This window comes from Streptomyces sp. A1277 (assembly GCF_004795015.1).
Taxonomy (GTDB): domain Bacteria; phylum Actinomycetota; class Actinomycetes; order Streptomycetales; family Streptomycetaceae; genus Streptomyces.
Window position 1 is genome coordinate 166,550 of the sequence record NZ_SSBI01000004.1, and the last position, 21,990, is coordinate 188,539.

Here is a 21,990-nt window from a genome sequence, read left to right on the forward strand (position 1 = left end):
GGGCGTCAGTGGAAGCGCTGGCCCTCGTCGCGCCGGTAGGCGTACACCGACAGCACGGCCAGGAGCACCGTCCACCCGACGAAGGAGACGGCCGCGACCGGGTTCAGGTGGTAGTCGCCCACGGCCGCCCACATCATCTCGGCGGCGCCGCGCGTCGGGGTGAAGGGCGCGATCGTCTCGATGAAGCCGGGCGCCCGGCCCGCCCCGGAGAACAGCCCCCCGGCGAAGGCGAGCGGGAAGAACGTCAGCTGCACCACCGTCAACGCCGCCCGGATCGGCAGCAGATACCCGATCGTCAGCCCCATCAGCGTGAACGGGATCGAGACCAGCACCACCACGACCACACCGGTCAGGAAGCCCAGCGGGGTGGTGGTGGCCTCCGTCGCCAGCGCGGCGATGAGCAGCAGCGGGATCATCGACAGCAGCATCGTGAGCAGCCCGGACAGCAGCCGCCCCGCGAACTTCGGGCCCGGCCCGCTGGGCAGGGTGCGGGTGTAGAGGTCCCACGGATGCTGGCGCTCCTCCGCCACACCGATGCCGTGCCCGAAGAGGTTGCTGATCATGGTCGCGAAGACCACCATCGCCGCGGTCGCGTAGGTCGCGCCCACGGGGTCGTCGCCGGCGGCCGGGACGACGAAGAACAGCATCGAAGCGCCCGGGAAGAACGCCGTGCCCACCAGCGCGATCGGGATGCGCATGGTCCGCAGCAACTGGTAGCGCGCGTGCATCAGGCTCATCCGGACCTGGGTGCGCAGCGCCGCGCGCACCCCCTGGCCGGACTCCGCCGCGCCGGGCGGCGGGCCGGCGGACGCCTCTTCGGAGCTGCTTGCCGTCTTCGGCGTGCCTATCGCCACGGGCCGCTTCCCAACTGTGTCGTCGCCGCGGGCGCGCCGGCCGGGGCGTCGTCGGCCCCGGCCTCGTCCGCGAGGGTGAGGAACGCCTCTTCCAGCGTCGCCGAGCGGACTTCGAGTCCGGAGAACGGCGCCCGGCTGTGGACCAGATCGCGCACCAGCGCGTCGGCGTCGGGGGTCAGCAGGTGCACCCGGCCGTCGACGCGCTCGGAGCTGAGGATGCCGGGCAGCGCGGGCACCTCGTCGGCCAGCAGACTGACCCGCTGGGCGCGCACCAGCCCGCGCAGCGCGTCCACCGTGTCGTCGGCGGCGACCCGGCCCCGGGCGAGTACCACCACGCGGTCGGCCAGGGTCTCGATCTCCTCCAGATAGTGGCTGGTCAGCAGCACGGTGCCGCCCTCGGCGTGGAAGGCGCGGATCACCTCCCACAGGGTGCGGCGGGTCTCCACGTCCAGTCCGGTGGTGGGCTCGTCGAGGAACACCATGCGGGGCCGCCCCACGAAGGCCAGGGCCACCGCCAGGCGGCGCTTCTCGCCGCCGGAGAGCCCACCGGTCTGGCGGCGCTCCTTGTCCAGCAGGCCGAAGCGGTCCAGGAGTTCGCCCCGGGGGACCGGGTTCTCGTAATGGGCGGCGGCGAAGTCGGCCACCTCACCGACCCGGAGCGTGGGCGGCAGCCCGGTCTCCTGCGGGGTCACCCCGATCAGCCTGCGGTGTACGGGCTTTCGCGGGTCGCCGCCGAACAGCTCGCAGTGGCCCGAGGACGGCCGGCGCAGCCCGACGAGCAGGCTGAGCAGCGTGGACTTGCCCGCGCCGTTGGGCCCCAGCAGGCCGACGAGCTCGCCGCCGCGGATCTCCAGGTCGATCGGGTGCAGCGCGGTCTTGCCGTCGTAGGAGCGGGACATCCCCACGGTCCGGACGGCCACCGGCGGTGCGGCGGCGGACGGCGTGCGCGGGGGGTCCGCCGCGGTGAGCAGGGATCGTGCCATCAGTGCTCCTCGGGTGCCGGCTGCGCGGCGGTGTCGGTGGTGCCGGGCTCGGGAAACGGGAAGAGGTGGACCAGCCGGGCGTAGGTCTGCAGCTCCTCGGCCATGGTCAGCCCGAGCCGGTTGTGCAGCATGTGGACGTGGGAGAAGAAGACCTCCCCGGGGTGTTCGGCGGTGCCTTCCGTACGGACCTGGCCGGCCAGGTCGCAGAGCAGGGTGTGCCAGGACCCGAACGGGCCGTGCTGGGCCGGGTCCACGGCGGGCGGTGCGGCGGCCGGGCGCTTCCCGGGGCCCGCGCCGGACCCGCACAGCCGGTCCAACTGCTCGGTGGAGAGCCGGAACCCGGCCCCCACCATCTGCCGCAGGGCGTCCAGTCCGCGCGCGTAGAACATGGCCTGGTCGGCCGGGCCGCCCAGCGCCGTACCGGCGGACATGGCCGCCCGCAGCGCCATCGCCGAACGCGACCGCGAGTCGGGCAGCCGGGGCAGGAAGGCGCGTACCAGTTCGCTGGAGAGCTGGAACAGCCGCTCGGTCGCGGGCATCAGGGCGGGCCCGCCGTACCGCTTTGTCTCCGGTGCATAGGTGTCCTGGTACACGCCCGGGGCCCGGGGACTGGCCAGGCGGACGCCGCGGTGCGGTTCCTCCAGCGCGGACAGCCGCCGGGCGTGCCCCAGATACGTGTCCCGGTCGACGGGGTCCTCGCCCTCCCGGAGCCGGGCCGCGCGGCCGAGCCGGTCCTGGAGCAGGCGTTCGGCGCGCGCCGTCTCGGAGGCGGTCAGCCCTCCGAGCCGCAGCCGCAGATGCGGCCCGTCCTGCCAGTAGCGGATGAAGAACCAGGGGCGGTCGGGGAACAGGTCCACCGCGGGGCCGATCACCTCGGTGACCACCCTGTCGTGCGCGGACCGCGCCATGGAGCCGAGATGGAGGTGCCAGGAACGCCACTGGACCGCGGGGCCCAGTTTCCGGGAGGCCGTCGCCTCTGGGGTCAGCCAGTGCGCTGTCCGGGACGCCGTGCTCCCGGTGGAGGGGGATTGCACCGTTGTTGTCTCCATTCTCTCGTGACTGCCGGAGGTCTCTCTCGTCACTGCCGGAGATCGAGGAGCGGGCCGCTGAACCGCGACGTCCCGCTGATCACTGCGAGTACGACCATCTCGTCGGCCGGCAGCCCGAGGAGGCGGCGCGCGGGCGCCTCACGGAACGCCCGCACCGGGCGGGCGTAGAGGCCCGCCGACGCGGCTGCCAGCGTCAGCCCGTGCACGGCCCAGCCGCAGGCGTACTGCGCCGCCGTCCAGGCACTGGTGCCGAGGTCCCCGGCCAGTTCCCGGGGCCGGAACGACAGGAACCACAGCACCGACGCGTGCCGTACGTCGCAACCGTTGCCCGGCGCCAGCGGGTAGCCGTAGATCTCCTCCAGCCGGGCCGGCACCCCGGGGCCGGTGGCGCGCGGCGTGTACGCCGCCGAGGTCACCTCGTACACCCCGTCGGCGTGGCCGGCCACCGACTGGGTGACGGCGGTGACGCGCAGCGCCCCGGCCGCCGCCCGCAGCCCGGCGCCCGGCGGAGGCGTCAGCAGCCAGTCGCGCGCGGTGTCCAGCACCGCGCCCGGTACGGTGCGCGGCCGGGCGTTGTTCCCGAACAGGCCGCGCGGCATCCGGCCCGAGGTGCGGCGCCACAGCACCTCCGCCCAGGACAGCCCGGTGTCCGGCGTGCCGGGCGGGACGGCCGTGTCCACCGGGGCCGCGGCGGCGGGGAACCGCTGGGCGCGGTTCATCTCCACCACATCGGCCATGACCGCGTCCGGCACCGCCTCGGCCGGGACCGGGCCGTGGTCCGGTCCGGCCGGGGCGTCCCCGGCCAGCTCGACCACCACGGGCAGGGTCCACTCCCAGCTGGGCGTCAGGCCGAACTCCGCCAGCCGTTCCCGGGCGCCGGGCCCCGGAAACCGCACCCGCGCCGAAATCCCCAGCAGTTGGAGGGCGACGCACACCGCGCGCAGCGCGATGCCGAGCTCCAGCTGCACCAGGGAGCCCCGGTACCAGCGGTAGGTGGCGGGCAGCCGGGTGAACCGCCCGGTGAGCAGCACCTCCCGCGCCGCCGACGGGGCCGAGGAGGCGCCGGACAGCCCGGCCAGCGCCCGCCGGTAGGGGTCGAACACCCGCCGCCTGCCCCGGTCGTTGACGAGGACCTGCACCGGGAACTTGGCGCGCACCGAGGCGTAACCCCGGTGGTCGTTGAACGGGTTCTCCGGCTCGCGGCGCTGCACCCCGAACGCCGCGACCAGCGCGTGCGCCAGCGCCCGGTCCTCCGGTACGCCGGTGACCCGGCCCGCCGGGAACGGGGCGTCCTCCAGGAGGTCGACCGTGCCCGGGGGCAGCGCGGTGAGGTCGTCGAGCCGGGCGGTGCCGGGCAGCCGGGGGGCCACCGGCAGCGCGTAGACCGGCACACCGGGCGGCGGCTCCGCGTCCGGGGGCATCGGCGGCACGGCGGGCCGGTCGGCCCCGGCGGCGTACAGGTACCACATCCGGTCGCGGGCCATGGTGTCCGCGTCCTCGGGCACCGGGCCCGCCCCCGGCGGTACGAGGGCTTCCGGTACGTTCACAGCTGCCTCCGCGGTCACGGGAACGGGTGGGGGTCGTAGGGCGCCGTGCGGTTCCCGGCCGGGGCGCCGGCGAGCGCCGCCGCCAGCCGGGGGAGTCCCGCCAGCCGCTGCTGGGGCTGGCCGAAGCACATCGGCGTGATGCCGGGCACGACCGCCTTGGCCACCGCGAGCCCCAGGTCCCGGTGCTCGCGGGTGGACTGGTCCACCGTCAGGACACGTGCGAGACCGGCGTCCGCGAAGAGCCCCGCGGTGAAGTCCAGCGCCCGGCGCACATCGCCGCGCGCCGCGTCCCGCAGCCGGTGCGGCCAGGCGGGGAAGGCGTCCCGCAGGGCGACCGCGGGCCCGCCCAGCACCGAGGTGACGCGGGGCAGCGCCTCGGGCAGCGTGTACAGCTTCAGATGGTCGTGCAGCTGGTCCACCAGCCACGGGTCGGCGAACATCGGCTCGATGTCCTCGCGGGTCCAGGTCACCGGGTCGGTGACCAGCTGGGCCAGCTCCCACAGGGCGGTACGCGCCACGGTCACCGGGTCGGAGCCGGAACCGGCGGCCGAGAAGCTGGCCGGGAAGGGCCGTTCCCGGTTCACCGCGAGCGACCAGATGACCGGGAGGTCGATGTCGTCGGTCGCCACCAGCAGATGGACGTCGAAACCGTGTGCGCCGATCAGCTCCAGCAGCCGCCGCGACGCCGGATCGGTGACGGAGGAGAGCTCGATCGACGGCAGCGGGGCCGCCCGGTGCCAGGCGTTGAGGAAGGCGTCCCGTTCCGCCAGTTCGAACAGCGAGTGCAGCACCGCCTCCTCCGGCGTCGAGCCCAGGGCGCAGCCGCTGGAGGAGTCGTGGAAGTGGAAGGTCCGTGTCCGCGAGTCGCTGCGGCGCACCGTGTCGTACGCCCGCCGGAAGCGGTGGTCGTACTGGTAGAAGCCGATCTCCGCCGGGACGAGCAGCGACGGCCCGCCGTGCAGGTCCCTGGCCCACACCCAGTCCATCGGGGTGTCCGGGGTGTACGGCGTGACCCGGCTGCCGGGGTGCGCCAGCTGTTCCGGCGTGTACTGGCCGAGGGTGCCGGGGTCCACGGCCCGGTCGGCGGTCTCGCGGTAGCTGAGGGGGCCGACGACGGCCGCCTCGTGGGGGAAGCCGCCCAGCCGCTCGTACGCCTCCAGGATGGCGACCGGCTCGGCGTCGGCGAAGGTCCCCGCCCGGGCGAAGCCCATGGCCAGGGAGTCCGGCAGGGAGGCCACGCTCATGGCGTACGGGGGCAGCGCCTCCCGCACGACCCGGTCGACCGGCCCGAACCGGGGGTCCACCGTCCGCGCGCGGAGCCGTCCGGGGGCGAGCAGCCCGGCACCGTCCGCGCCGCGCGTCGGCCCGTCCGGGGCGGCGGGTATCCGGCGGACCGGCAGCGGGGCGGGCGGGGCCGGGTCGAGCCGGTCCGGGTCGGGGGCGCAGACCCGGCAGCGGGCGCTGCGCCGTACCAGATGGCGGCGGGACGAAGGCCCGCCGAGCGCGTACAACTCACCCGCCTCCAGGGGGTGTTCCCCCAGGTTCAGGAGGACGGGGGCCAGCATCTCCAGGAGGAACGGGCGGCGCATCGCGGGGCGGGAGACCGGCCGCAGGGGATCGGCCGCCAGCGGATGGCCGGCGACCACCCGGGAGCGCAGCTCCGCGCAGCCCGCGCAGCCGCCTTCCGCCCCGGGGACCCAGTAGGGGCCGATCAGGACTTCGCCGCCGAACAGCCGGACCGACAGATGCGGCAGGCCCGAGGCGGACGCGGCGTCCACCCGCTCCTGCTCCCAGCCCGCGTTCCAGCCGCGGTTCAGGGAGAGCGAGCCGGGCCGGGCGGCGGCCAGCGGGAGCAGCGCCCGGGCCCACGGCCCGGCGGCGGGGCCGGCGAGGTCAGGACCGGTCAGCACCTCCGCGTCCGGGCCGGCGGCGGGCTGCGCCGGGGCGGGGGCCGTCATGATCTCACCGGGCATGGGCGGGCTCCTCGGCGTGCGCCGGGGCTTCGGAGGAAGCCAGGTGGGCGGGGCCCGGGGCAGGGTTCAGCGAGACCGCCCCGAAGAAGACCGGCAGGGTGCCGAGCACCGGGTCGGAACGCAGCGGTGTCCCCGCCGGCTCCCCGGGCAGCACGCCCGCACCGGCGCAGGCGGCGATCTCCGCGCGCAGCCGCGCCAGCGCGTCCGGGCCCGCCGTCCGCAGGGCCCCGGTGTGCACGTCCGCGACGCCGGCGCCGGGCCGCAGCCGGTCCGCGATGCGGCGGGCGAGCACCGTGGCGAGGCACCCGTGCGCGGCCTCCTGCACGGTCGGGCCCCAGCCGTGTCCGTACAGTTCGCCGGTCTCGGCGTGCACCGCCCGGGCCAGCACCCAGCCGGCCCCCGGCACCTCCAGCAGCCGCACCGTCACCGGGAGACCGTGCTCCTCGGCCAGGGCGCGTCGCACCACCTGAGTGCCCGGCAACAGGCGCTCGGGGACCGGCCGTTCGCTCGGCACGGCGTGCTCCGTCAGCAGCCGCAGCGCGCCGTCCAGCAGCCACTGGTCCTCAGTGGTCCCCGCGGCGCCCACCGCCGACGCGCCGTCCGGACCGGCCAGCCGGCGCAGCGCGTCCAGGGCGACCGCGACGGTGGCTGCCTGCTGGTCCCCGGCCCAGCCGATGACGCCGGCCCCCGCCCGGCCGGGCAGCCTCGCCTCGCGCAGTGCCAGCGGGAGTTGCGGCAGGTCGCCGCCCTCGGCCAGCTCGAACAGCCCGGTCCAGGGCGCGGACAGCGGGGCGACGACACGCTGTAGCGCCGGGTCGGCCGCCGGAGCACTTCCGGCTTCCGCCGAAGCCGGGGCGGGCTCCGTCGCGGCGGCGCCCGCCCCGGTACGCAGCACGTCCGCGGACAGATCCTCCCCGTGCACGACATGCGCGCCGCCCGCGGTACCGACACCGGTCAGCGCCTCGAACACCAGCTGTCCGGCCAGGGCCCCCGCCAGCGCGTCGGCGCCGGGCATCGGCGCGGGCCCGGTCCCCCGGGCCGCGGCCCAGTCATCGGCACGGGCCGCCAGCGCGTCGGCGGTGTCCGCGCCGGACCCGCCGGTCACCACCGGGCCGACGAGGGCGGTGGCGCCGAGCCGTACCGGCACCAGCGGCACGCCCGCGGGGAGCCCGAGGAGCCGAGCGGCGGCCTCCGCGACGCCGGTGCCCTCGGCGCACCAGATCACCGCGTCCACGCCGGTCACCGCTCCGGGGCCGGTCACGCCGTCCGTGAGCAGCGTGGCGCCCAGCCGCCGGGCGGTGGCCACCGCGTCCTGCGGGTCGGTGGGAGCGAGCACCAGTCGGCCCGCTCCGGCCCGGGCCAGCCCGCGCGCCGCGGGCAGCACGGCCGCGCAGGGGCCGTACAGCAGGACCCGGGCGGCCCGCAGCGCGCCGAAGGCGGCGTACGGGTCGTCGCTGAACGCCTCCAGATGGGCGAGCGCTTCACCGAAACGCTCCCGGGTCTCCGCGTCCGGTGCGGCGGCGGTGAACCGCTCGGGGTCCAGCAGCAGGTCGCGGGCCCGTAGTTCGTCGGTGAGCCTGCGCACGGCCGGGCGGGCCCGCTCCGAGCCGAGGGCCGCCACCATCTCGTCCTCCGTGGTGCCCGTCTCGAGCAGCGGGACGCAGACGTCCGCGACGGTCAGCAGCACCTGGGGCCCCAGAATGACGAACTGGGTGTGCGGTCCGCTGAAGTAGACGCCTCCCGAGACCGGTGCATAGTGCAGATACGGCCGTGACCTCATCGTCATGCGGTCTTTCCTCCGTAGGTGAAGGGGGCGCCGGCGGTCCGGGCGATCTCGACCACCCATTCCGCCGCGTGCCGGGAGTCCGCCACGGCGGGCAGGGCCTCTTCCAGGTAGCCGGGGCTCCGGCGGTCCATGAGCCGGGGCAGTACGCGTACGCTCACGGCGCTCTCCAGGTCGGTGTACTGGGGCTTCTGCCGCTGCCGGTGCTCCTCGGCGCCGAAGCCGAGCGCGGCGGCGGCCCGGAGCGCTTCGGTTCCGTAGGTGGCCTCCAGCGGTGTCTTGAGGACCACTTCGGCGGGTGCGCCGTGCCGGGTGCGCCAGCGGGTGAGCGCCCGCAGCCGGTCGGTCTCCTCCCGGCCGGCCGTGACCGCCTCGGCGAGTTCGGCCCCGCCGTACCAGCGGCGCCGGGCCAGCACCGCGCGTCCCACCAGGATCCGCGGGCAGGCCCGGGTGGCGGTGCCCGGACCGCCCGCCGAGGCGTGCCAGTCGCCGACGAAGTCCTCCATCAGCCGGCCGCCGCTGACCAGCCACGCCGCGATGCGCACCGGGGCGGGCAGGAACTCGGGGTGCCCGCTGCCGAGGGTCAGCACCCGCAGGTCGCGTCCCTCGGCATCGCGGACGCACAGCGCGTCGGTGGCCGGGTCGTGGGCGAGGCGCAGCGCGGACCAGCCCTGGGCGTCGATGCCGTCCGGCAGGACCCGGGCGTGGGCGTTGACGTTCAGCCGGTGCAGCCCGAGGTCCTCGGCGACGCGCCGGCCGTCCGCCCCGTACTGCCGTCGCAGCCGCTCCGCCAGATACGGCAGGGCCCGGCCGCCCAGCTCCCGGTCGGCACCGAGGAACCGGCCGTAGAGCATGCCGTGCCCGGCGTAGGCGTCGTTGAAGACGAGCCGGTCCCGCCAGGGTTGTACGAGGACCCCGTAGGCCAGCGGGTCCCGGCGGAAGCGGTCCGGCAGTTCGGCGACCAGACCGCGGGCCTCCCGCGCGGACAGCACCGCCTCCCGGGCGTCGGGGCCGGCGGCCGTGAGCGTGCTCCGCATCCGGGCCAGGACCTCCTGCCGCAGCCGGTGCAGCCGGCCGAGGGAGCCGTCGGGCGGCCCGCCGTCCTGCGGGATGTCGCCGTCCAGCGAACCTCCCCGCCGGTACACCTCGGCGGCGATCCGTTCGGCGTGCTCGGCGAGCGGCACCTCGGCTCCCGCCCCGTACCACTCCACGAAGATCGCGGAGAGCACCGCGCGGATGTCGTGCAGCCGGTCGAAGACCGACAGGAGTTCCACCACCGCCGCCATGTCGTCCAGGGCCCCGCCCCAGGGGCCGGTGTCCACCGTCAGGGGCGGCAGTACGTAGTCCTCCTCCACCAGGACCTGCGCGGGGCGGGCGGCGCGGTGGCTGAGGCCGGCGAGCGTGCCGCGCAGCCGGGTGAGCACGGCGGCCCGCTGCTCGGCCGGGGCCGCCGCGACCTCCGGGAGCAGCCGGTCCACCTCGCCCAGCAGCGGGGCGCTGGGCAGGCCGGGGCGGTCGAGCATCGTGCGGAGGGGCAGGGCGCCGTCCTCCGGGCCGTCGCTGAGGCAGAGGATGCCCGCGCGCACGGCCCCGCGCACCGCGGTCAGCGCGTCCTCGGCCGAGCAGCCCAGCTCCCCGGCCACCTCGGCCGCGACGGCGGACACCTGCCTGGCGCCCAGGGCGACGGCGTTGACCAGCGGGCGCACCGGTCCCGCGACCGGGGTGGAGAGCCGGCGAATGACGCCCCCGGCGGGCTGAAGGAACATCAGCTTCTCGCGGCCCGGGCCGAACTCCGAGGTCGGCGGCAGCTGCACCCAGTCCTCGGGACCCGGCGGCCGGTCCGGCGTCGCCTCGTACCGCAGCCCGCCGAGTACGTAGTGCAGCATGATCCGGTCGAGTCCGACGACCGGGACCGCGCCGGCGGGGGCCTCGTCACCGAGCGCGACGCCCTCCCGGCCGGGAAGGGCCAGCCCCACCGCGGTGAACCGGGAGAGCGGACTCGTGCGGATCATCGCGCGGGTGACGTACTGGACCAGGCCGCGTTCTGACTTGCGCAGCCGGGCGGACAGCCTCCCGCCGCCCTCCAGGGCGGCCCGGTAGCGGTCGGCGCCGGCGGCCACCTCCGGGGCGACCAGGGCGAGCGCACGCCTGAGGTCGTCATCGGCGAGGAGCCCCGCCAGCCGCTTCCGTTCCCGTTCCGCGGCCTGCGGGTACTCCCGGTCCAGCGACTCCCGCAGGGTGTCCCGCACGGCGCGGGCCGCCCGCCACCGCGCCACCGCGGGCACCGGATCGTCCTCGGTGCGCGGCACGCGGTCGTTGTGGATGTCCCGGCGCAGCGCGATCAGCGGGCCGCGCGCGCCGGGGTCGGCGGCGGCGCCGATCAGCTCGTGCAATTCCGCGGAGCAGACCTCCGCGGCGGCCTCGACCTCGTTCTCCGCGGCGCACACCTCGTCCAGCAGCGCGGCCAGTACGGAGTCCGCCAGCCGCACCCGGACCAGCGGGTTGACGCGCAGCATCCACAGCGGTTCACCGGTGTGCCCGGCCTGGGCCTCCTCGCCCGTCGTCCCGGGCCTCACGCGGCGGACCCGGCGGGCCGGCCGGCCGCCGCCCGGGACAGGCGGTCGCTCCAGGATTCCCCCAGCACCTCGTCCACGGTCTCCGCGATGGCGTAGCACAGGTAGTAGCGGTGCAGCGGGGCCACGTCGAGCAGCAGGAGCTGCTGGTAGAACAGGTTGATCAGCAGCCGGTAGGAGGCGAACCAGTCGGTGGTGCCGGCCACGGCCCCGGAGGCGTTCACGGCCGTGTGGAAGTCGCTGCCCCGCCGGCCGGTGACGTCCTCCTGGCCGGGCGGCCCCATCGTGCGCCGGTCGAAGCCGCCCTCCCGTTCCTCCAGCGTCCGCAGGGTCAGCGCCCCCTGCGCGACGGCCGAGTCGAAGACCCCCATGCAGTAGTGGAACGCCTGACGCCAACGGGCCGCCGACGGGCTGCCGGTGTCGTCCAGGGTCTGCTGCACCAGGGCCCGCAGCAGCGGTGCGTCACCCGCGAGGCGGCGGTCGAAGGCCGGCCGTACGTCCTTGCGGGGCGCCGCCCAGGACAGGAACGCCTCGGCGTGACTGCGCAGCGAGAACACGCCGAACGGGATGCCGGAGTGGTGGGCCGCCGCCAGCGCGACCATGGCCTCGGCCACCCGGGTGGGCAGGGTGCCCGCCCCCGCGGCGGCCTCCGCGACCGCCGCCGTCAGCGGCCGGTTGATCCGGGTCAGCGCCAGGTCGCACAGGGCGTTCAGCGGCTCCGGCCAGGTGGCGGTCCGCGTGGCGTCCAGCCATTCGAGCCGGCCGTGCGGGTGCATCGGCAGATAGGGCGGCTCGACCCGCTCCAGCCTGCCGAACTCCCGGGCGCGGGCGAGGTATTCCTCCTCGCTCTGCTGCTCCTCCGGCGCCAGCGGTCCCGCGTCCAGCTTCGCCGCGAGGTCGTCCCAGGGCAGCACGGCCCCGCCCTCACCCCCGGCCGGCCGGGCCACCAGGTCCACATGGGGGCCGTGCAGCCAGCCCCGCCGCAGATACAGAACCGGCGCGTTCAGTTCCTCGTCGAGCATCCGCACGGCCGGGAGGACGGCGTTCGCCAGCCACCCGGGGTGGATGCTCCCTCGGGTGTGGAGCCGGACTCCGGTGGTGCCGCCTGGGGCACGGGCCGGAATTGCAGCGGGTTCGGTATCCAGGTTCAAACCGTGTCACCTGCCGTGATCGGGGCGGTCGGGGCGAGCCGCCGCCGATCCTGCGTCGCCGCCGGGTGACCGGACAACGGTGTGGAGATCCCGGCTGACATGCGTCATGCCTTTGATGACATTGATCACTGACCCCGGAGAGGGAGTCGACGGCCGTGCGACCGGGCTGCATAGGATCGGGCGGATGCGCCGGCCGCACCTTGCGGACGTCATCGCCTTCGCGGTCGACGCGCAGGAGCAGGTCCGGGGGGACGAGGACTTCGCCTTCTACGGCGCGCCCGAGCATCCGGACGGCACCGTACGCCTCGGCACGGACGGTCCCACGGAGCAGGTCGTCGCCGCCGACCTGGCGCGCCTGCCCCTGGAGGTGCACCGGGTCGCCGTCGCGGCCGCGGTCGACGGTGCCGCGACCTTCGCCGACGTCGGGGCACTGGAGATCACCGCCACGTGCGGGGCCGGCGCGGCCCCGGCCGCGCGGGCCACCCGACGCGCCCACCACCGAACGCACCATGATCCTCGCGGAGCTCTACCGCCGAGGGGCGGGCCGGCGGATGCGTGTCGTCGGGCAGGGGTACGACCACGGCCCGGCCGATCTCGCCCGCCGCTACGGCGTCGACATCGCGGACTGGGCGGCGGGTCCGGCCCCCGCCGCCCCGTCTCAGGCGAGCTCCGCCAGGAACCCGGACAGTGCCCCGTACACCGCCTCCGGCGCGTCCAGGTGTACGTCGTGTCCCGTGCCGGGGACGCTGACGGCCCGGATGTCCGGGCGCAGGCGGAACATCTCGGTGACCTGGTCGGCGGGGATGAAGCCGGACTGGGCCAGCACGAGCAGAGTGGGGCAGGTGACGCGGGTCCACTCGTGGTGGAAGGAACGCTGGGCGAGCTCCGCCAGTGAGCGGACCATGACGTCCCGGTCGAAGCGGGGCCACCAGCCGTCTGCGCGGTGCTCCAGGCCCGCCGCCCAGCCCGCCCCGGCCCTGCCGCCGCCGAAGAACGCGGTTGCCGCCTCGCGGGAGGGGAACGGGACCGGCCACGAGTCCAGCCAGTTGCCGATGTTCGCGGGGAGGTCCGGGTTCGGGCCGCCGGAGCCGGCTTCCACGAGGGCCAGGGCGCGGATGAGGCCGGGGTGTGCGGCGGCGGTGAGCACGGCGGTGTGGCCGCCCAGGGACTGGCCGACCAGGACGGGGCGGTGCAGGGCCAGTCGGCCGATGACGGCGACGACGTCTTCCACGTAAGCGGCGCGGGAGACGTCGTGCGGGTGGCGCTCGGCGGCGCCGTGTCCGCGTTGGTCCACCGCGACGACCCGGTGGGTGGGGGACAGCCTCTCGGCCAGGTCGTCCCATTCGCCCGCGTGGCCGGCCAACCCGTGGAGCAGCACCACGGGTTGGCCGGGCCCGCCCCAGTCCCGGCAGGCGAGCCGGACGTCGTCTCGTATCAGCAGGTGTTCACGCCATGGCATAGCGGCTCCCAAGGGCCCGGTGATCGGCTGGCCCCGATCATGCCGTAGGCGTGGTCGGCGGCGCGCTCAGGCGCCCAGGGACTTCGCCGCCTCGCGGCCGTGCTCCTGGTTGGCGAGGATGTACGGGCGCAGCTGCCGCTCGCTGATCCGTGCGCTCGCCGACACCGTCCGGCAGTGCCCGGACGGTGTCGGCGAGCGGCGCTGACGCCCCGGCCCTCGCTCAAAGGCCGGGGTCAGCGGCCGGCGTGGGGGAGGAGGGCCATTTCGCGGGCGTTCTTGATCGCCGCGGCGAGCCGGCGCTGCTGCTGCCGGGTGACCCGGCTGACGCGACGGCTGCGGATCTTGCCGCGGTCCGAGATGAACCTCCGCAGCAGGCCGGTGTCCTTGTAGTCGATGTGCGTGATGCCGGCCGCGTCGAGCGGATTCGGCCGCGGCTTGCCCACGGGCGCGTTCTTCGTGGTGGGGCGGGTCATGGTGGCTCCCTCGGTGGTGTGGTGGGCGGGTCAGGCGGCGGGGTCGAGGAGTTGGTCGAACCCGGTGGGCCGCGACCAGGAGTCGGGCCCGGACGTCAGCTCCTCGTCCGTGAGCAGGCAGGCGTCGAGCAGCGCGAGGAGGCCCGCCCGGTCGAGCCCCGGTGAGGTGAAGACCAGGTGCTGGCAGCGGTCGCCGTGTTCGGGGTGCCAGTCCAGGGCGGCGGCGGTACGGCGCTCGGCGGGCATCAACTCCCAGGCGGCGTCCGGGAGCGACGCCATCCACGGCCCCGCGTTCTCCACGCACAGGGCGCCGCCGGCCGCCTCCCAGGCGAGCAGGCTGTCCGGCCGGTCGGCGAGCCAGAACCGCCCCCGGCTCCGGGCCGCCGCACAGCACAGATCCTCCAGCGCCTCGTAGAGCCGGCCGGCGTGGAGGGGCCTGCGGCGCTGCCACACGAGCGTGCCGACCCCGTGCGCGTCGCAGTCGTGGGGGAGCCGGGCGCAGGCCGGATGCTGTGCGGCCGCCGCTGCCGCCATGTCGAAGCCCGCCGTCGCCGCCGCGCCCAACCCGCCCGAACGGAGGCGGAGTCGGGCCGCGGTGGGGTGGAGCTGCCGCAGCAGCGCGAGATCGTCCCGGCCGGTGTCGGGGCTGTCGGTCACCGCGAGCACGGGGGCGTACTCCAGCTGCCGTGCGAACGTGTCGCCGACCGTGCGCCGGTCCGTGACGGCTGCGGCCAGGCCGGCGTCCGCGAGGTCGTCGCCGTTGGACAGGCAGGGCAGGACGAGAGAGGGGTCCACGGCGGTCATCACGTTGGTGAGCCGGAAGAGGCCGTCGCCGTGGGCGGCGATCACCTCGGCCATGGAGCGGGGCTCCACGGAGTCCCACAGTTCCACGACCGCCAGGCGGGTCACGCCGTCCTCGGCCAGCCGCACCAGTTCGGGGACCAGGTCCTCGCGCAGCGCGCAGCAGGCGCAGTCGTTGACCAGGGGCGTGTCGCCGAAGGACGTTTCGCCGCCGGCGTCGCGCACGCTGCGGCGTACGGTGCCGGCCGGTCCGGCGGACAGGTCGTGGTGCAGGGCGACGCTGCCGGACACCTCGCGCAGCAGCTGCCCGACGGTCTCGCGCCGGGCGTCGGCGTGCAGCCCGGCGACGACCACCACGGGCATCGGTCCGAAGGGCGTCATCGCCGCCCTCCGCCCTGTCCGTAGCGGCGCTCGAAGCGTTCGACGCGGCCGGCGGTGTCCAGGACGCGTGCGGTGCCGGTGTAGAAGGGGTGGCTCGCCGAGGAGATCTCGACGTCGACCACCGGATAGGTGTGTCCGTTCTCCCCCTCGACGGTCTTCTCGCTGGTCATCGTCGAACGGGTCAGGATGGCGAAGCCGCCGGCCTTGTCGCGGAAGACGACCGGGCGGTAGGCGGGGTGGATTCCGTGCTTCATGGGTGATCGGTTCCCTGGGCCGGGGTCGGGAGTGGCTGGGTGCGGGGCGGGGACGTGCCGGCGCCCGGTCAGCGCTCCTCGCGGAAATCGACATGGCGGCGGGCCACCGGGTCGAACTTGCGCAGGACCAGCCGGTCCGGGTCGTTGCGGCGGTTCTTGCGCGTCACGTACGTGTAGCCGGTTTTGGCGGTGGAGCGGAGTCTGCCGTGAGCGGCCCGTGGGACGGGATGCCCGTGTGCGGCACGGGACGGTGGCCGGGCTTCCTGGGACGGCCGCCCCGGCCCCGGCCGGCCGGTGGAACGCGGCTGCGTACACGTGGTGTGCCGCCGTCCCGCCGGTCCGCGGGCTCTCCACGGGCGGGCGGGACGGCGGGGCGCTCTTGGCCGCGGTGCCTTCCTGAGGCAGTGGCGGCCCGCCCCGGTCAGGCCCCCTCGCCCCGCCCAGCCCGCATCCTGCGCTGTACGCGCCTGCCCCGGGCCACCGCCAGCGGCAGGGCCCGCAGGCCGAGGCGGGGGAAGGCGTCGGCCAGGCGGACCTGCACACCGCGCCGGCGGGGGACCGCCGTGACCGGGCGCGGGCGGTCCAGCACCTGGCGCACAACGGCGACGACCTCCTCCGGTCCGAGCAGCTTGCCGGAGAAGGAGAGCGCCGACGCCGGGTCGTCCAGCTTGTCGTGGAGCATCGGCGTCCAGATGCCGTCCGGGCACACGCAGGAGATGTCGATCCCGGTGAGTCCGGCCAGCCGCAGATCGGCGAGGGTGCTCAGGCTGAAGCCGATCGCGGCGTGCTTGGAGGCCGCGTACACCGCCTCGCCCGGGACCGGGGTCAGGCCGGCCAGCGACACGACGTTGACGATGTGCCCGCCCGTCCCGCGCATCGCCTCGATCGCGGCCACGGTGCCGTTGACGGTCCCGAGCGCGTTGACCTCCAGCATCAGGCGGCGCACCTCGGGGGCCTGCTCCCAGGCCGGCCCCGTCACGAGCACGCCGGCGTTGTTCACCCATACGTCGAGGCGCCCCGCCTCCGCGACGGAGCGGTCCCGGGCGGCGGCGACCTGCGACGCGTCCCGGACATCGACCACCGCCCACGACACACCTGGCCCGAGCTCCGCCGCCGCCGAGCGTGCCGCGGCCTCGTCCACGTCGGTGACCAGGACCTGGTGGCCGCGCTCGACCAGGGCGGCGGCGATCAGCCGGCCGAGCCCGCGTCCCGCCCCCGTCACCACCGCGCCCGCGCGGTCCGCGCTCATCGCCGGCCGCCTTCGGCCGTGCCGTACTCGATGGAGCCGTGGACGTCCCTCGGCACCACCGGCCGGAACCGCTTCTCCTGGTACACCGCGGCCGCCCGGCGGGCCGCCCGCAGCCGGTCGCCGCGCGGGCGCACCTCGCGCACACCGTCGAATGCGGGGACCGGCCGTGCACCGATCGAGGTCAGCCGGTTGGTATCCGTCGCCGTCATGGCCCACTCTCCTCGCGCTCGCCGTCCGGCCGCAGCATGCCCGGCCGGGCGGGGCGGGATTTGTTCCGGCGCGACAAATCCGGGAAGCTCCCGGCCGTCGCCGGACGGCACGCCCCCTCAGGACGTACCGCGTGCCCGCCGGCGCACCTCACTGGGGCTCGCGCCGCGCCACCGCCGTACGGCGTGGCTGAGACCGGACTGGTCGGCGAAGCCCGCCATCGCGGCCACCTGGCCCAGGGGGAGGTCGGTGGTCGTGATGTAGCGCAGCGCGAGGTCCCGCCGTACGTCCTCCAGGATCTCCCCGAAGCCCGTCGACTCCGCCGCGAGCCGCCGTTGCAGGGTGCGCGGGTGCATCGCGAGGAGCCGGGCGATGTGGCCGATGGCCGGGGGAGCGATGCCCACGGTCTCGATCAGGGCGCGCCGGGCGTGCGTGGCGACCCGGTCCTCCGGGTCCGTGTGGTGACGGGCCAGGTGGTCGACGGCGAGCCGGCGGACGGCCGCGTCGCCGCTGCTGAACTCCCGGTCCAGCAACCGCCGTTCCACGCGCAGCGCGCCGGCCGGGCTCCCGAACCGCACGTCCGCGCCGAAGAAGCCGGTGTACCGGGAGACCGGCGACAGCGGCTGGTGCGGCAGCTCCACCGACCGCAGCCCGCGCACCCCGCCCACCAGCGCCGCCGCCACCCCGTGGAACAGGCCGATGCCCAGCTCCATGGCCTGCGGGGAGTACGGGGACTCGCGCGGGTCCTTGCGATAGGTCAGCGCCACCACCTCGCGGCGCCCCCTCGGGTCCGGCTCCACCGCGATGCTGAGGGCCGGGCTGTGGACGAACAGGAACCGCGACGCGCACTCCAGCGCCTCGGCCACCGTGGACGACGCCTCGATGGCGGGCGCCAGCCGGCCCAGGATGCCGATGTCCTGGCCGCGGGCGAGACGGAGGCCGAAGTCGGGGCAGCGCAGGTCGCGGGCCGCCGCGTCGAGCATCGCGTCGTGCCCGGTGATCGGCACCAGCTCGTCGTCGGAGACCAGAGCCCGCAGCGGGATGGCGAACCGCCGGGCGAACTCGACCGGGTCACCGCCCAGTTCCTCCACGAGACGCGTGAAGCCGCGCAGACTGGCTCCCCGGATCATCGCTCCCACGCGGCGATGCTAAGCGCAACGGCGGCGGGGCGCCCCACCGCCCGGCCCCGGCGTCGACTGGGCCCCGGAACGACTGGGCCCCGGCGCCGACTGGGCCCCGGGACGACCCGGCCGCCGGGCCACCGGGATAATCCGTGCGGTGAGTGAGCGTGTGCGGTTGCCGGGCGGGCTGAGCCTGCGCCCCTGGGAGATGTCCGACGCCCCCGCCGTGCGGGAGGCGTTCGCCGAGCCGGGGATGGAACGGCAGGCCGACGCGCCGGTCGTTACGGTGTCCGACGCCGGGCAGTGGGTCGGGCGGCGGCAGGAGCAGTGGAGCCGGGGCGCCGCCTTCGCGTTCGCCGTCGCGGACGCGACGGGCACCGCGCTCGGCGGCGTGGCCGTGAGCGACCTGGACCCCCGGCACGCCACCGGCTGGGTCTCCTACTGGACCGGTTCCGCCGCGCGCGGCAGGGGAGCGGCGACCCTCGGCTGCCGGGCGCTCGCCGACTGGTGCTTCGCCGAACTGGAACTCTTCCGGCTGGAGCTGGGGCACCGCACCGACAACCCCGCCTCGTGCCGGGTGGCGCTCGCCTCCGGTTTCGTCGCCGAGGGGCTGCAACGGCGGAAACTCGTGTACGACGGCATCCGCTACGACGTCGAGACGCACGCCAGGCTCGCGACGGACCCGGCCCCGTAAGGGGCTCGGCGGCCTGTCCGTGCCGGGCGATACTGTCGCCGGCATGGTCGAACACGATGCCCTCCGTACCACCCGCGACGCCTACGACGACGCCGCGGTCCAGTACGCCCAGCTGTTCACCGACTCGCTCCGCGACAGCCCGCTGGACCGCGCGATGCTGGGCGCCTTCGCCGAGCACGTCGGCGCGGCCGGCGGCGGCCGGGTCGCGGACCTCGGCTGCGGGCCCGGCCATGTCACGGCCCACCTGGCGGGGCTCGGCCTGGAGGCGTTCGGCGTGGACGCCTCGCCCGCGATGATCGAACTGGCGCGCAAGGCGTGGCCGGAGCTGCGGTTCGACGTGGGGGTCATGGCCGCGCTGGACATCGCCGACGGGGCGCTGGGCGGTGTGCTCTCGCGGTGGTCGGTCATCCATACCCCGCCGCCCGGACTCCCGGCCGTTCTCGGCGAGTTCCAGAGAGTCCTGGCCCCCGGCGGCCACCTCCTGATCGGCTTCTCCGCGACCGACGGGCCGGACCACCCCACGCAGTCCTTCGACCACGCCGTCGCGCTCGCCCACCGGTGGTCGCCCGATCATCTCGCGGGGCTGCTACGCGCACACGGGCTGAGCGAGGTGGCCCGGATGGTCCGCGAACCCCGGCCCGAGGACCGGCGCCAGTTCCAGGAAGTGCACCTGCTCGCCCGCAAGGACTAGCCCCCGCGCCTCTCCTCGCGAGGGGCGCCTGCGGCCTCAGGAATACCCCGGGGGGTACCCTGTTACAGTGAAATATACCCCCGGGGGTAAATCCCGGGCAGGAGTGCGCAGAGAGCGATGGAGGGAGTCGACCGTGTTCTTCGTGGACACCCTGGAGACCGAGGGCCTGGGCAATCGCAGCTACCTCGCCGGCGGGAGCGCGACGGCCGTCGTCGTCGATCCCCCGCGCGACGTGGAACGGATCGTCGCCGCGGCGGCCGCCCGGGGCGTGCGGATCGGGCACGTGGTGGAGACCCATGTACACAACGACTACGTCACCGGCGGCCTCGAACTGGCCCGGCTGACCGGGGCCCGGTACCTGGTGCCCGCCGCGGCCCGGGTCTCCTTCGCGCGGGTGCCCGTCGCGGACGGGGACCGGATCACCGTCGACGCCGGGCTGAGCCTGCGGGCGCTGGCCACCCCCGGGCACACCCCGCACCACACCTCCTACGTGCTGGCCGAGGACGGGCGCGAGGTCGCCGCGTTCACCGGCGGCTCGCTGCTCATCGGTACGGTCGGGCGCCCCGACCTGGTCGAGCCGAGGCTGACCGAGCGACTGGCCCGGGCCCAGCACGCCTCCGCCCACCGGCTGGCCGCCGAACTCCCCGACGACGTCCGGGTGCTCCCCACCCACGGCTTCGGGAGCTTCTGCTCCTCCGCGCAGACCGAGGGCGACGCCACCACCATCGGCGAGGAGCGGACCGGCAACGACGCCCTGACCCAGGACGCCGACACCTTCGTCGCGCGGATGCTCGCCGGTCTTGAGGACGTGCCCGCGTACTACGCGCACATGGCCCCGCTCAACGCGGGCGGGCCGCCGCCGGTGGACCTGACGCCGCCGGAGGCCGCCGACGCGGAGGAGATCGCGCAGCGCCTGGCCGCCGGCGAGTGGGTGGTGGACCTGCGCAACCGTACCGCGTTCGCCCGGGGGCATGTGGCCGGGACGTTCAACTTCGAGGGCGAGGGCAAGCTCGCCACGTATCTGGCCTGGCTGATCCCCTGGGGCAAGCCGCTGACCCTGCTCGCCGCGTCCGCCGAACAGCTCGCGGACGCGCAGCGGGAGCTGGTCCGGGTCGGCATCGACCGCCCGGCCGCCGCCGCCACCGGTGCGCCGGACTCCTGGCTGCGGGCGGGCGACGAGCTGCGGTCCTTCCCGCGTACCGACTTCGCCGCCCTGAAGCGGGCCCGCGAGCGCGGCGAGGACGTCGTGGTGCTGGACGTGCGCCGCGACTCCGAGCGCGCCGGCGGGTACGTACGGGACTCCGTGCACATACCCGTGCACGAACTGCACGAGCGCTCCGGCGAGGTGCCGGACGGTGTGGTGTGGGTGCACTGTGCCGGCGGGATGCGGGCGGCGATCGCCGCGTCCCTGCTCGACGCGGAGGGCCGGCGGGTCGTCGCCGTCGACGACGGCTTCGAGGCCGCCCGGCACGCGGGCCTGACCGTGACCGGAGGCGACGCGGACGACCGCCCCGGTACCGGCGGCGGCAGGGGCGGCGGCTCCGGTACCGGCAGGGGCGGTCCGGCGGCGTGAGCGTGCTGATCCTGGCCCTGGCCTGCGGGGCAGTGGTCGGCCTGGCACTCGGCGCGCTGGGCGGGGGCGGCAGCGTCCTGGCCATCCCGGCCCTCATCTACCTGCTCGGCCTCACCCCGGCCGCCGCGACCACCGCGAGCCTGTTCATCGTCACCGTCACCTCCGCGACCGCCCTGTACGCCCACGCCCGCGCCGGACACGTCCGCTGGAAGGCCGGGGCGGCGTTCGCGGCGGCGGGCATCGTCCCGGCCGCGGTGGCCGGCCTGGCCGCCACCCGGCTCCCGGACGCGGTGCTCACGGCGGCCTTCGCGGCGGTCGCCGCGCTCGCCGCCGTGAAGATGCTGCGCCCGGCCCCCGAGCGGGAGCGGGGCGAGGTGCGGCCGTGGCGGGCCGGGGGAGCCGGGGCGGGGCTGGGTGCGGTGACCGGGCTGCTTGGGGTGGGCGGCGGATTCCTGGCCGTACCCGCGCTGGTGACCGCCCTGGCCTTCGAGATGCAGGCCGCCGTCGGCACCAGCCTGCTGGTCATCACGGTCAACTCGCTGACGTCCCTGGTCACCCGCTCCGGTGGTGCGGCGGGCATGGACTGGGCGGTGACGGCGCCGTTCGCCGGCGCCGCGATCCTCGGCGCATGGGACGGCAGACGGCTGGCGGAACGGGTCTCCGGACGCGGGCTGCAGAGGCTGTTCGCCCTCGTACTCCTCGCGGTCGCCGCCTTCATGCTCGGCGACGCGCTGATCTGACTGCGGCGTTCAGCCGAAGAGACGTCCTGATCCGACCGGGGCGGTCAGGCCAGGGAGAGGAACAGCTTCTCCAGGCGGGCCCGCATCTGGTTCCGGTCCGCCACCGGCTGCTCGCCGTCGGCCATGCAGTGCTGCAGACCCGTCGCGATGATGGCGAAACCGGCCCGGTCCAGGGCGCGGGAGACCGCGGCCAGCTGCGTGATCACGTCCTCGCAGTCCCGGCCCTCCTCGATCATCCTGATGATCCCGGCGATCTGGCCCTGCGCCCGCTTCAGCCGGTTGAGCACCGACTTCAGCTCATCGGCCGCCATGTCGAGCTCCACGGTTCCTCCCTCGCCATACCCCTAGGGGTATATCCTACCGCGTTCGAGGCCCTAAGAGTCTGACATCCGGCGCGCCCCCGTACGGCGTACCCCCGCTTGTGAGGCGTTGGG

At 75.5% G+C, this 21,990-nt stretch carries 20 protein-coding genes and 2 pseudogenes; 5 read left to right on the top strand and 17 right to left on the bottom strand.

Annotation, left to right across the window (positions count from 1 at the left end):
• Positions 1 to 5: 5 nt before the first annotated feature.
• From E6R18_RS04575 to E6R18_RS04610, 8 genes are read right to left on the bottom strand one after another with little or no spacing between them, the layout of a single operon-like run.
• Positions 6 to 854, bottom strand: a complete 849-nt coding sequence (locus E6R18_RS04575; protein ID WP_240799590.1) for an ABC transporter permease — start codon at positions 852 to 854, stop codon at positions 6 to 8.
• On the bottom strand, positions 845 to 1,837 hold the full coding sequence (locus E6R18_RS04580) for an ABC transporter ATP-binding protein (RefSeq protein WP_206308214.1): 993 nt from the start codon (positions 1,835 to 1,837) through the stop codon (positions 845 to 847). The genes E6R18_RS04575 and E6R18_RS04580 overlap by 10 nt, the downstream gene beginning before the upstream one ends.
• Positions 1,837 to 2,871, bottom strand: coding sequence for a thiopeptide-type bacteriocin biosynthesis protein (locus E6R18_RS04585; RefSeq protein WP_240799591.1), 1,035 nt, complete (start codon positions 2,869 to 2,871; stop codon positions 1,837 to 1,839). The genes E6R18_RS04580 and E6R18_RS04585 overlap by 1 nt, the downstream gene beginning before the upstream one ends.
• 44 nt (positions 2,872 to 2,915) lie before the next feature.
• A complete protein-coding gene (locus E6R18_RS04590; protein ID WP_136315529.1) occupies positions 2,916 to 4,433 on the bottom strand; it encodes a nitroreductase family protein in 1,518 nt (505 codons plus the stop codon).
• A 14-nt stretch (positions 4,434 to 4,447) separates the two neighbouring features.
• Positions 4,448 to 6,406 carry a TOMM precursor leader peptide-binding protein gene (locus E6R18_RS04595; protein WP_136315530.1) on the bottom strand — a complete coding sequence of 653 codons (1,959 nt, stop codon included), beginning with the start codon at positions 6,404 to 6,406 and terminating at the stop codon, positions 4,448 to 4,450.
• Positions 6,396 to 8,192: a hypothetical protein gene (locus tag E6R18_RS04600; protein ID WP_136315531.1), complete on the bottom strand. Its 1,797-nt coding sequence runs from the start codon at positions 8,190 to 8,192 to the stop codon at positions 6,396 to 6,398. The genes E6R18_RS04595 and E6R18_RS04600 overlap by 11 nt, the downstream gene beginning before the upstream one ends.
• Positions 8,189 to 10,765, bottom strand: a complete 2,577-nt coding sequence (locus tag E6R18_RS04605; protein WP_136315532.1) for a lantibiotic dehydratase — start codon at positions 10,763 to 10,765, stop codon at positions 8,189 to 8,191. Before E6R18_RS04605 ends, E6R18_RS04600 begins: the two co-directional genes overlap by 4 nt.
• Positions 10,762 to 11,913: a hypothetical protein gene (locus E6R18_RS04610; RefSeq protein ID WP_136315533.1), complete on the bottom strand. Its 1,152-nt coding sequence runs from the start codon at positions 11,911 to 11,913 to the stop codon at positions 10,762 to 10,764. The genes E6R18_RS04605 and E6R18_RS04610 overlap by 4 nt, the downstream gene beginning before the upstream one ends.
• Before the next feature lie 205 nt (positions 11,914 to 12,118).
• Between E6R18_RS04610 and E6R18_RS04615 the strand changes: the two are divergent.
• A pseudogene (locus E6R18_RS04615) lies at positions 12,119 to 12,539 on the top strand (TerD family protein); the annotation flags it as partial.
• Positions 12,540 to 12,571: 32 nt separating this feature from the next.
• On the opposite strand, the gene E6R18_RS04620 reads toward E6R18_RS04615, so the two are convergent.
• The 8 genes and pseudogenes from E6R18_RS04620 to E6R18_RS04655 all read right to left on the bottom strand — a co-directional run bounded on the left by E6R18_RS04620 (position 12,572) and on the right by E6R18_RS04655 (position 17,867).
• Entirely contained in the window at positions 12,572 to 13,372 is an 801-nt protein-coding gene (locus tag E6R18_RS04620; RefSeq protein ID WP_136315534.1) for an alpha/beta hydrolase, read from the bottom strand.
• Between the two features lie 233 nt (positions 13,373 to 13,605).
• On the bottom strand, positions 13,606 to 13,845 hold the full coding sequence (gene rpsR / locus E6R18_RS04625) for a 30S ribosomal protein S18 (protein ID WP_136315535.1): 240 nt from the start codon (positions 13,843 to 13,845) through the stop codon (positions 13,606 to 13,608).
• Between the two features lie 30 nt (positions 13,846 to 13,875).
• The gene (locus tag E6R18_RS04630; RefSeq protein WP_136315536.1) at positions 13,876 to 15,027 is read right to left on the bottom strand and encodes a GTP-binding protein; all 1,152 of its coding nucleotides are present in this window, start codon (positions 15,025 to 15,027) and stop codon (positions 13,876 to 13,878) included.
• Positions 15,024 to 15,281: a type B 50S ribosomal protein L31 gene (locus E6R18_RS04635; RefSeq protein WP_136315537.1), complete on the bottom strand. Its 258-nt coding sequence runs from the start codon at positions 15,279 to 15,281 to the stop codon at positions 15,024 to 15,026. The genes E6R18_RS04630 and E6R18_RS04635 overlap by 4 nt, the downstream gene beginning before the upstream one ends.
• Positions 15,282 to 15,349: 68 nt before the next feature.
• Positions 15,350 to 15,484: pseudogene (rpmG, locus tag E6R18_RS04640) on the bottom strand (50S ribosomal protein L33); the annotation flags it as partial.
• A 218-nt stretch (positions 15,485 to 15,702) separates the two neighbouring features.
• Complete coding sequence (locus E6R18_RS04645) at positions 15,703 to 16,530, bottom strand: SDR family NAD(P)-dependent oxidoreductase (protein WP_136315538.1); 828 nt, start codon at positions 16,528 to 16,530, stop codon at positions 15,703 to 15,705.
• Positions 16,527 to 16,739: a hypothetical protein gene (locus E6R18_RS04650; protein ID WP_136315539.1), complete on the bottom strand. Its 213-nt coding sequence runs from the start codon at positions 16,737 to 16,739 to the stop codon at positions 16,527 to 16,529. The genes E6R18_RS04645 and E6R18_RS04650 overlap by 4 nt, the downstream gene beginning before the upstream one ends.
• A 117-nt stretch (positions 16,740 to 16,856) precedes the next feature.
• Positions 16,857 to 17,867: an AraC family transcriptional regulator gene (locus E6R18_RS04655; RefSeq protein ID WP_136315577.1), complete on the bottom strand. Its 1,011-nt coding sequence runs from the start codon at positions 17,865 to 17,867 to the stop codon at positions 16,857 to 16,859.
• Between the two features lie 148 nt (positions 17,868 to 18,015).
• Here E6R18_RS04655 and E6R18_RS04660 point away from each other — a divergent pair, with 148 nt between their 5' ends.
• The 4 genes from E6R18_RS04660 (at position 18,016) to E6R18_RS04675 (ending at position 21,556) form a co-directional block, all read left to right on the top strand.
• Positions 18,016 to 18,552, top strand: coding sequence for a GNAT family protein (locus E6R18_RS04660; RefSeq protein ID WP_136315540.1), 537 nt, complete (start codon positions 18,016 to 18,018; stop codon positions 18,550 to 18,552).
• A 43-nt stretch (positions 18,553 to 18,595) separates the two neighbouring features.
• The gene (locus tag E6R18_RS04665) at positions 18,596 to 19,243 is read left to right on the top strand and encodes a class I SAM-dependent methyltransferase (protein ID WP_136315541.1); all 648 of its coding nucleotides are present in this window, start codon (positions 18,596 to 18,598) and stop codon (positions 19,241 to 19,243) included.
• Between the two features lie 133 nt (positions 19,244 to 19,376).
• Complete coding sequence (locus tag E6R18_RS04670; protein WP_136315542.1) at positions 19,377 to 20,816, top strand: rhodanese-like domain-containing protein; 1,440 nt, start codon at positions 19,377 to 19,379, stop codon at positions 20,814 to 20,816.
• A complete protein-coding gene (locus E6R18_RS04675) occupies positions 20,813 to 21,556 on the top strand; it encodes a sulfite exporter TauE/SafE family protein (protein ID WP_136315543.1) in 744 nt (247 codons plus the stop codon). The genes E6R18_RS04670 and E6R18_RS04675 overlap by 4 nt, the downstream gene beginning before the upstream one ends.
• A 44-nt stretch (positions 21,557 to 21,600) precedes the next feature.
• Here the strand turns inward: E6R18_RS04675 and E6R18_RS04680 are convergent, their stop codons facing one another.
• Positions 21,601 to 21,879: a metal-sensitive transcriptional regulator gene (locus tag E6R18_RS04680; RefSeq protein WP_018553589.1), complete on the bottom strand. Its 279-nt coding sequence runs from the start codon at positions 21,877 to 21,879 to the stop codon at positions 21,601 to 21,603.
• Between the last annotated feature and the right edge of the window lie 111 nt (positions 21,880 to 21,990).

Bases quoted from the DNA above. Each gene is read 5' to 3' on its own strand.
- E6R18_RS04580 (WP_206308214.1), bottom strand. From the start codon at position 1,837: ATGGCACGATCCCTGCTCACCGCGGCGGACCCCCCGCGCACGCCGTCC.
- E6R18_RS04595 (WP_136315530.1), bottom strand. From the start codon at position 6,406: ATGCCCGGTGAGATCATGACGGCCCCCGCCCCGGCGCAGCCCGCCGCC.
- E6R18_RS04600 (WP_136315531.1), bottom strand. From the start codon at position 8,192: ATGACGATGAGGTCACGGCCGTATCTGCACTATGCACCGGTCTCGGGA.
- E6R18_RS04620 (WP_136315534.1), bottom strand. From the start codon at position 13,372: ATGCCATGGCGTGAACACCTGCTGATACGAGACGACGTCCGGCTCGCC.
- rpsR (WP_136315535.1), bottom strand. From the start codon at position 13,845: ATGACCCGCCCCACCACGAAGAACGCGCCCGTGGGCAAGCCGCGGCCG.
- E6R18_RS04630 (WP_136315536.1), bottom strand. From the start codon at position 15,027: ATGACGCCCTTCGGACCGATGCCCGTGGTGGTCGTCGCCGGGCTGCAC.
- E6R18_RS04635 (WP_136315537.1), bottom strand. From the start codon at position 15,281: ATGAAGCACGGAATCCACCCCGCCTACCGCCCGGTCGTCTTCCGCGAC.
- E6R18_RS04645 (WP_136315538.1), bottom strand. From the start codon at position 16,530: ATGAGCGCGGACCGCGCGGGCGCGGTGGTGACGGGGGCGGGACGCGGG.
- E6R18_RS04650 (WP_136315539.1), bottom strand. From the start codon at position 16,739: ATGACGGCGACGGATACCAACCGGCTGACCTCGATCGGTGCACGGCCG.
- E6R18_RS04655 (WP_136315577.1), bottom strand. From the start codon at position 17,867: ATGATCCGGGGAGCCAGTCTGCGCGGCTTCACGCGTCTCGTGGAGGAA.
- E6R18_RS04665 (WP_136315541.1), top strand. From the start codon at position 18,596: ATGGTCGAACACGATGCCCTCCGTACCACCCGCGACGCCTACGACGAC.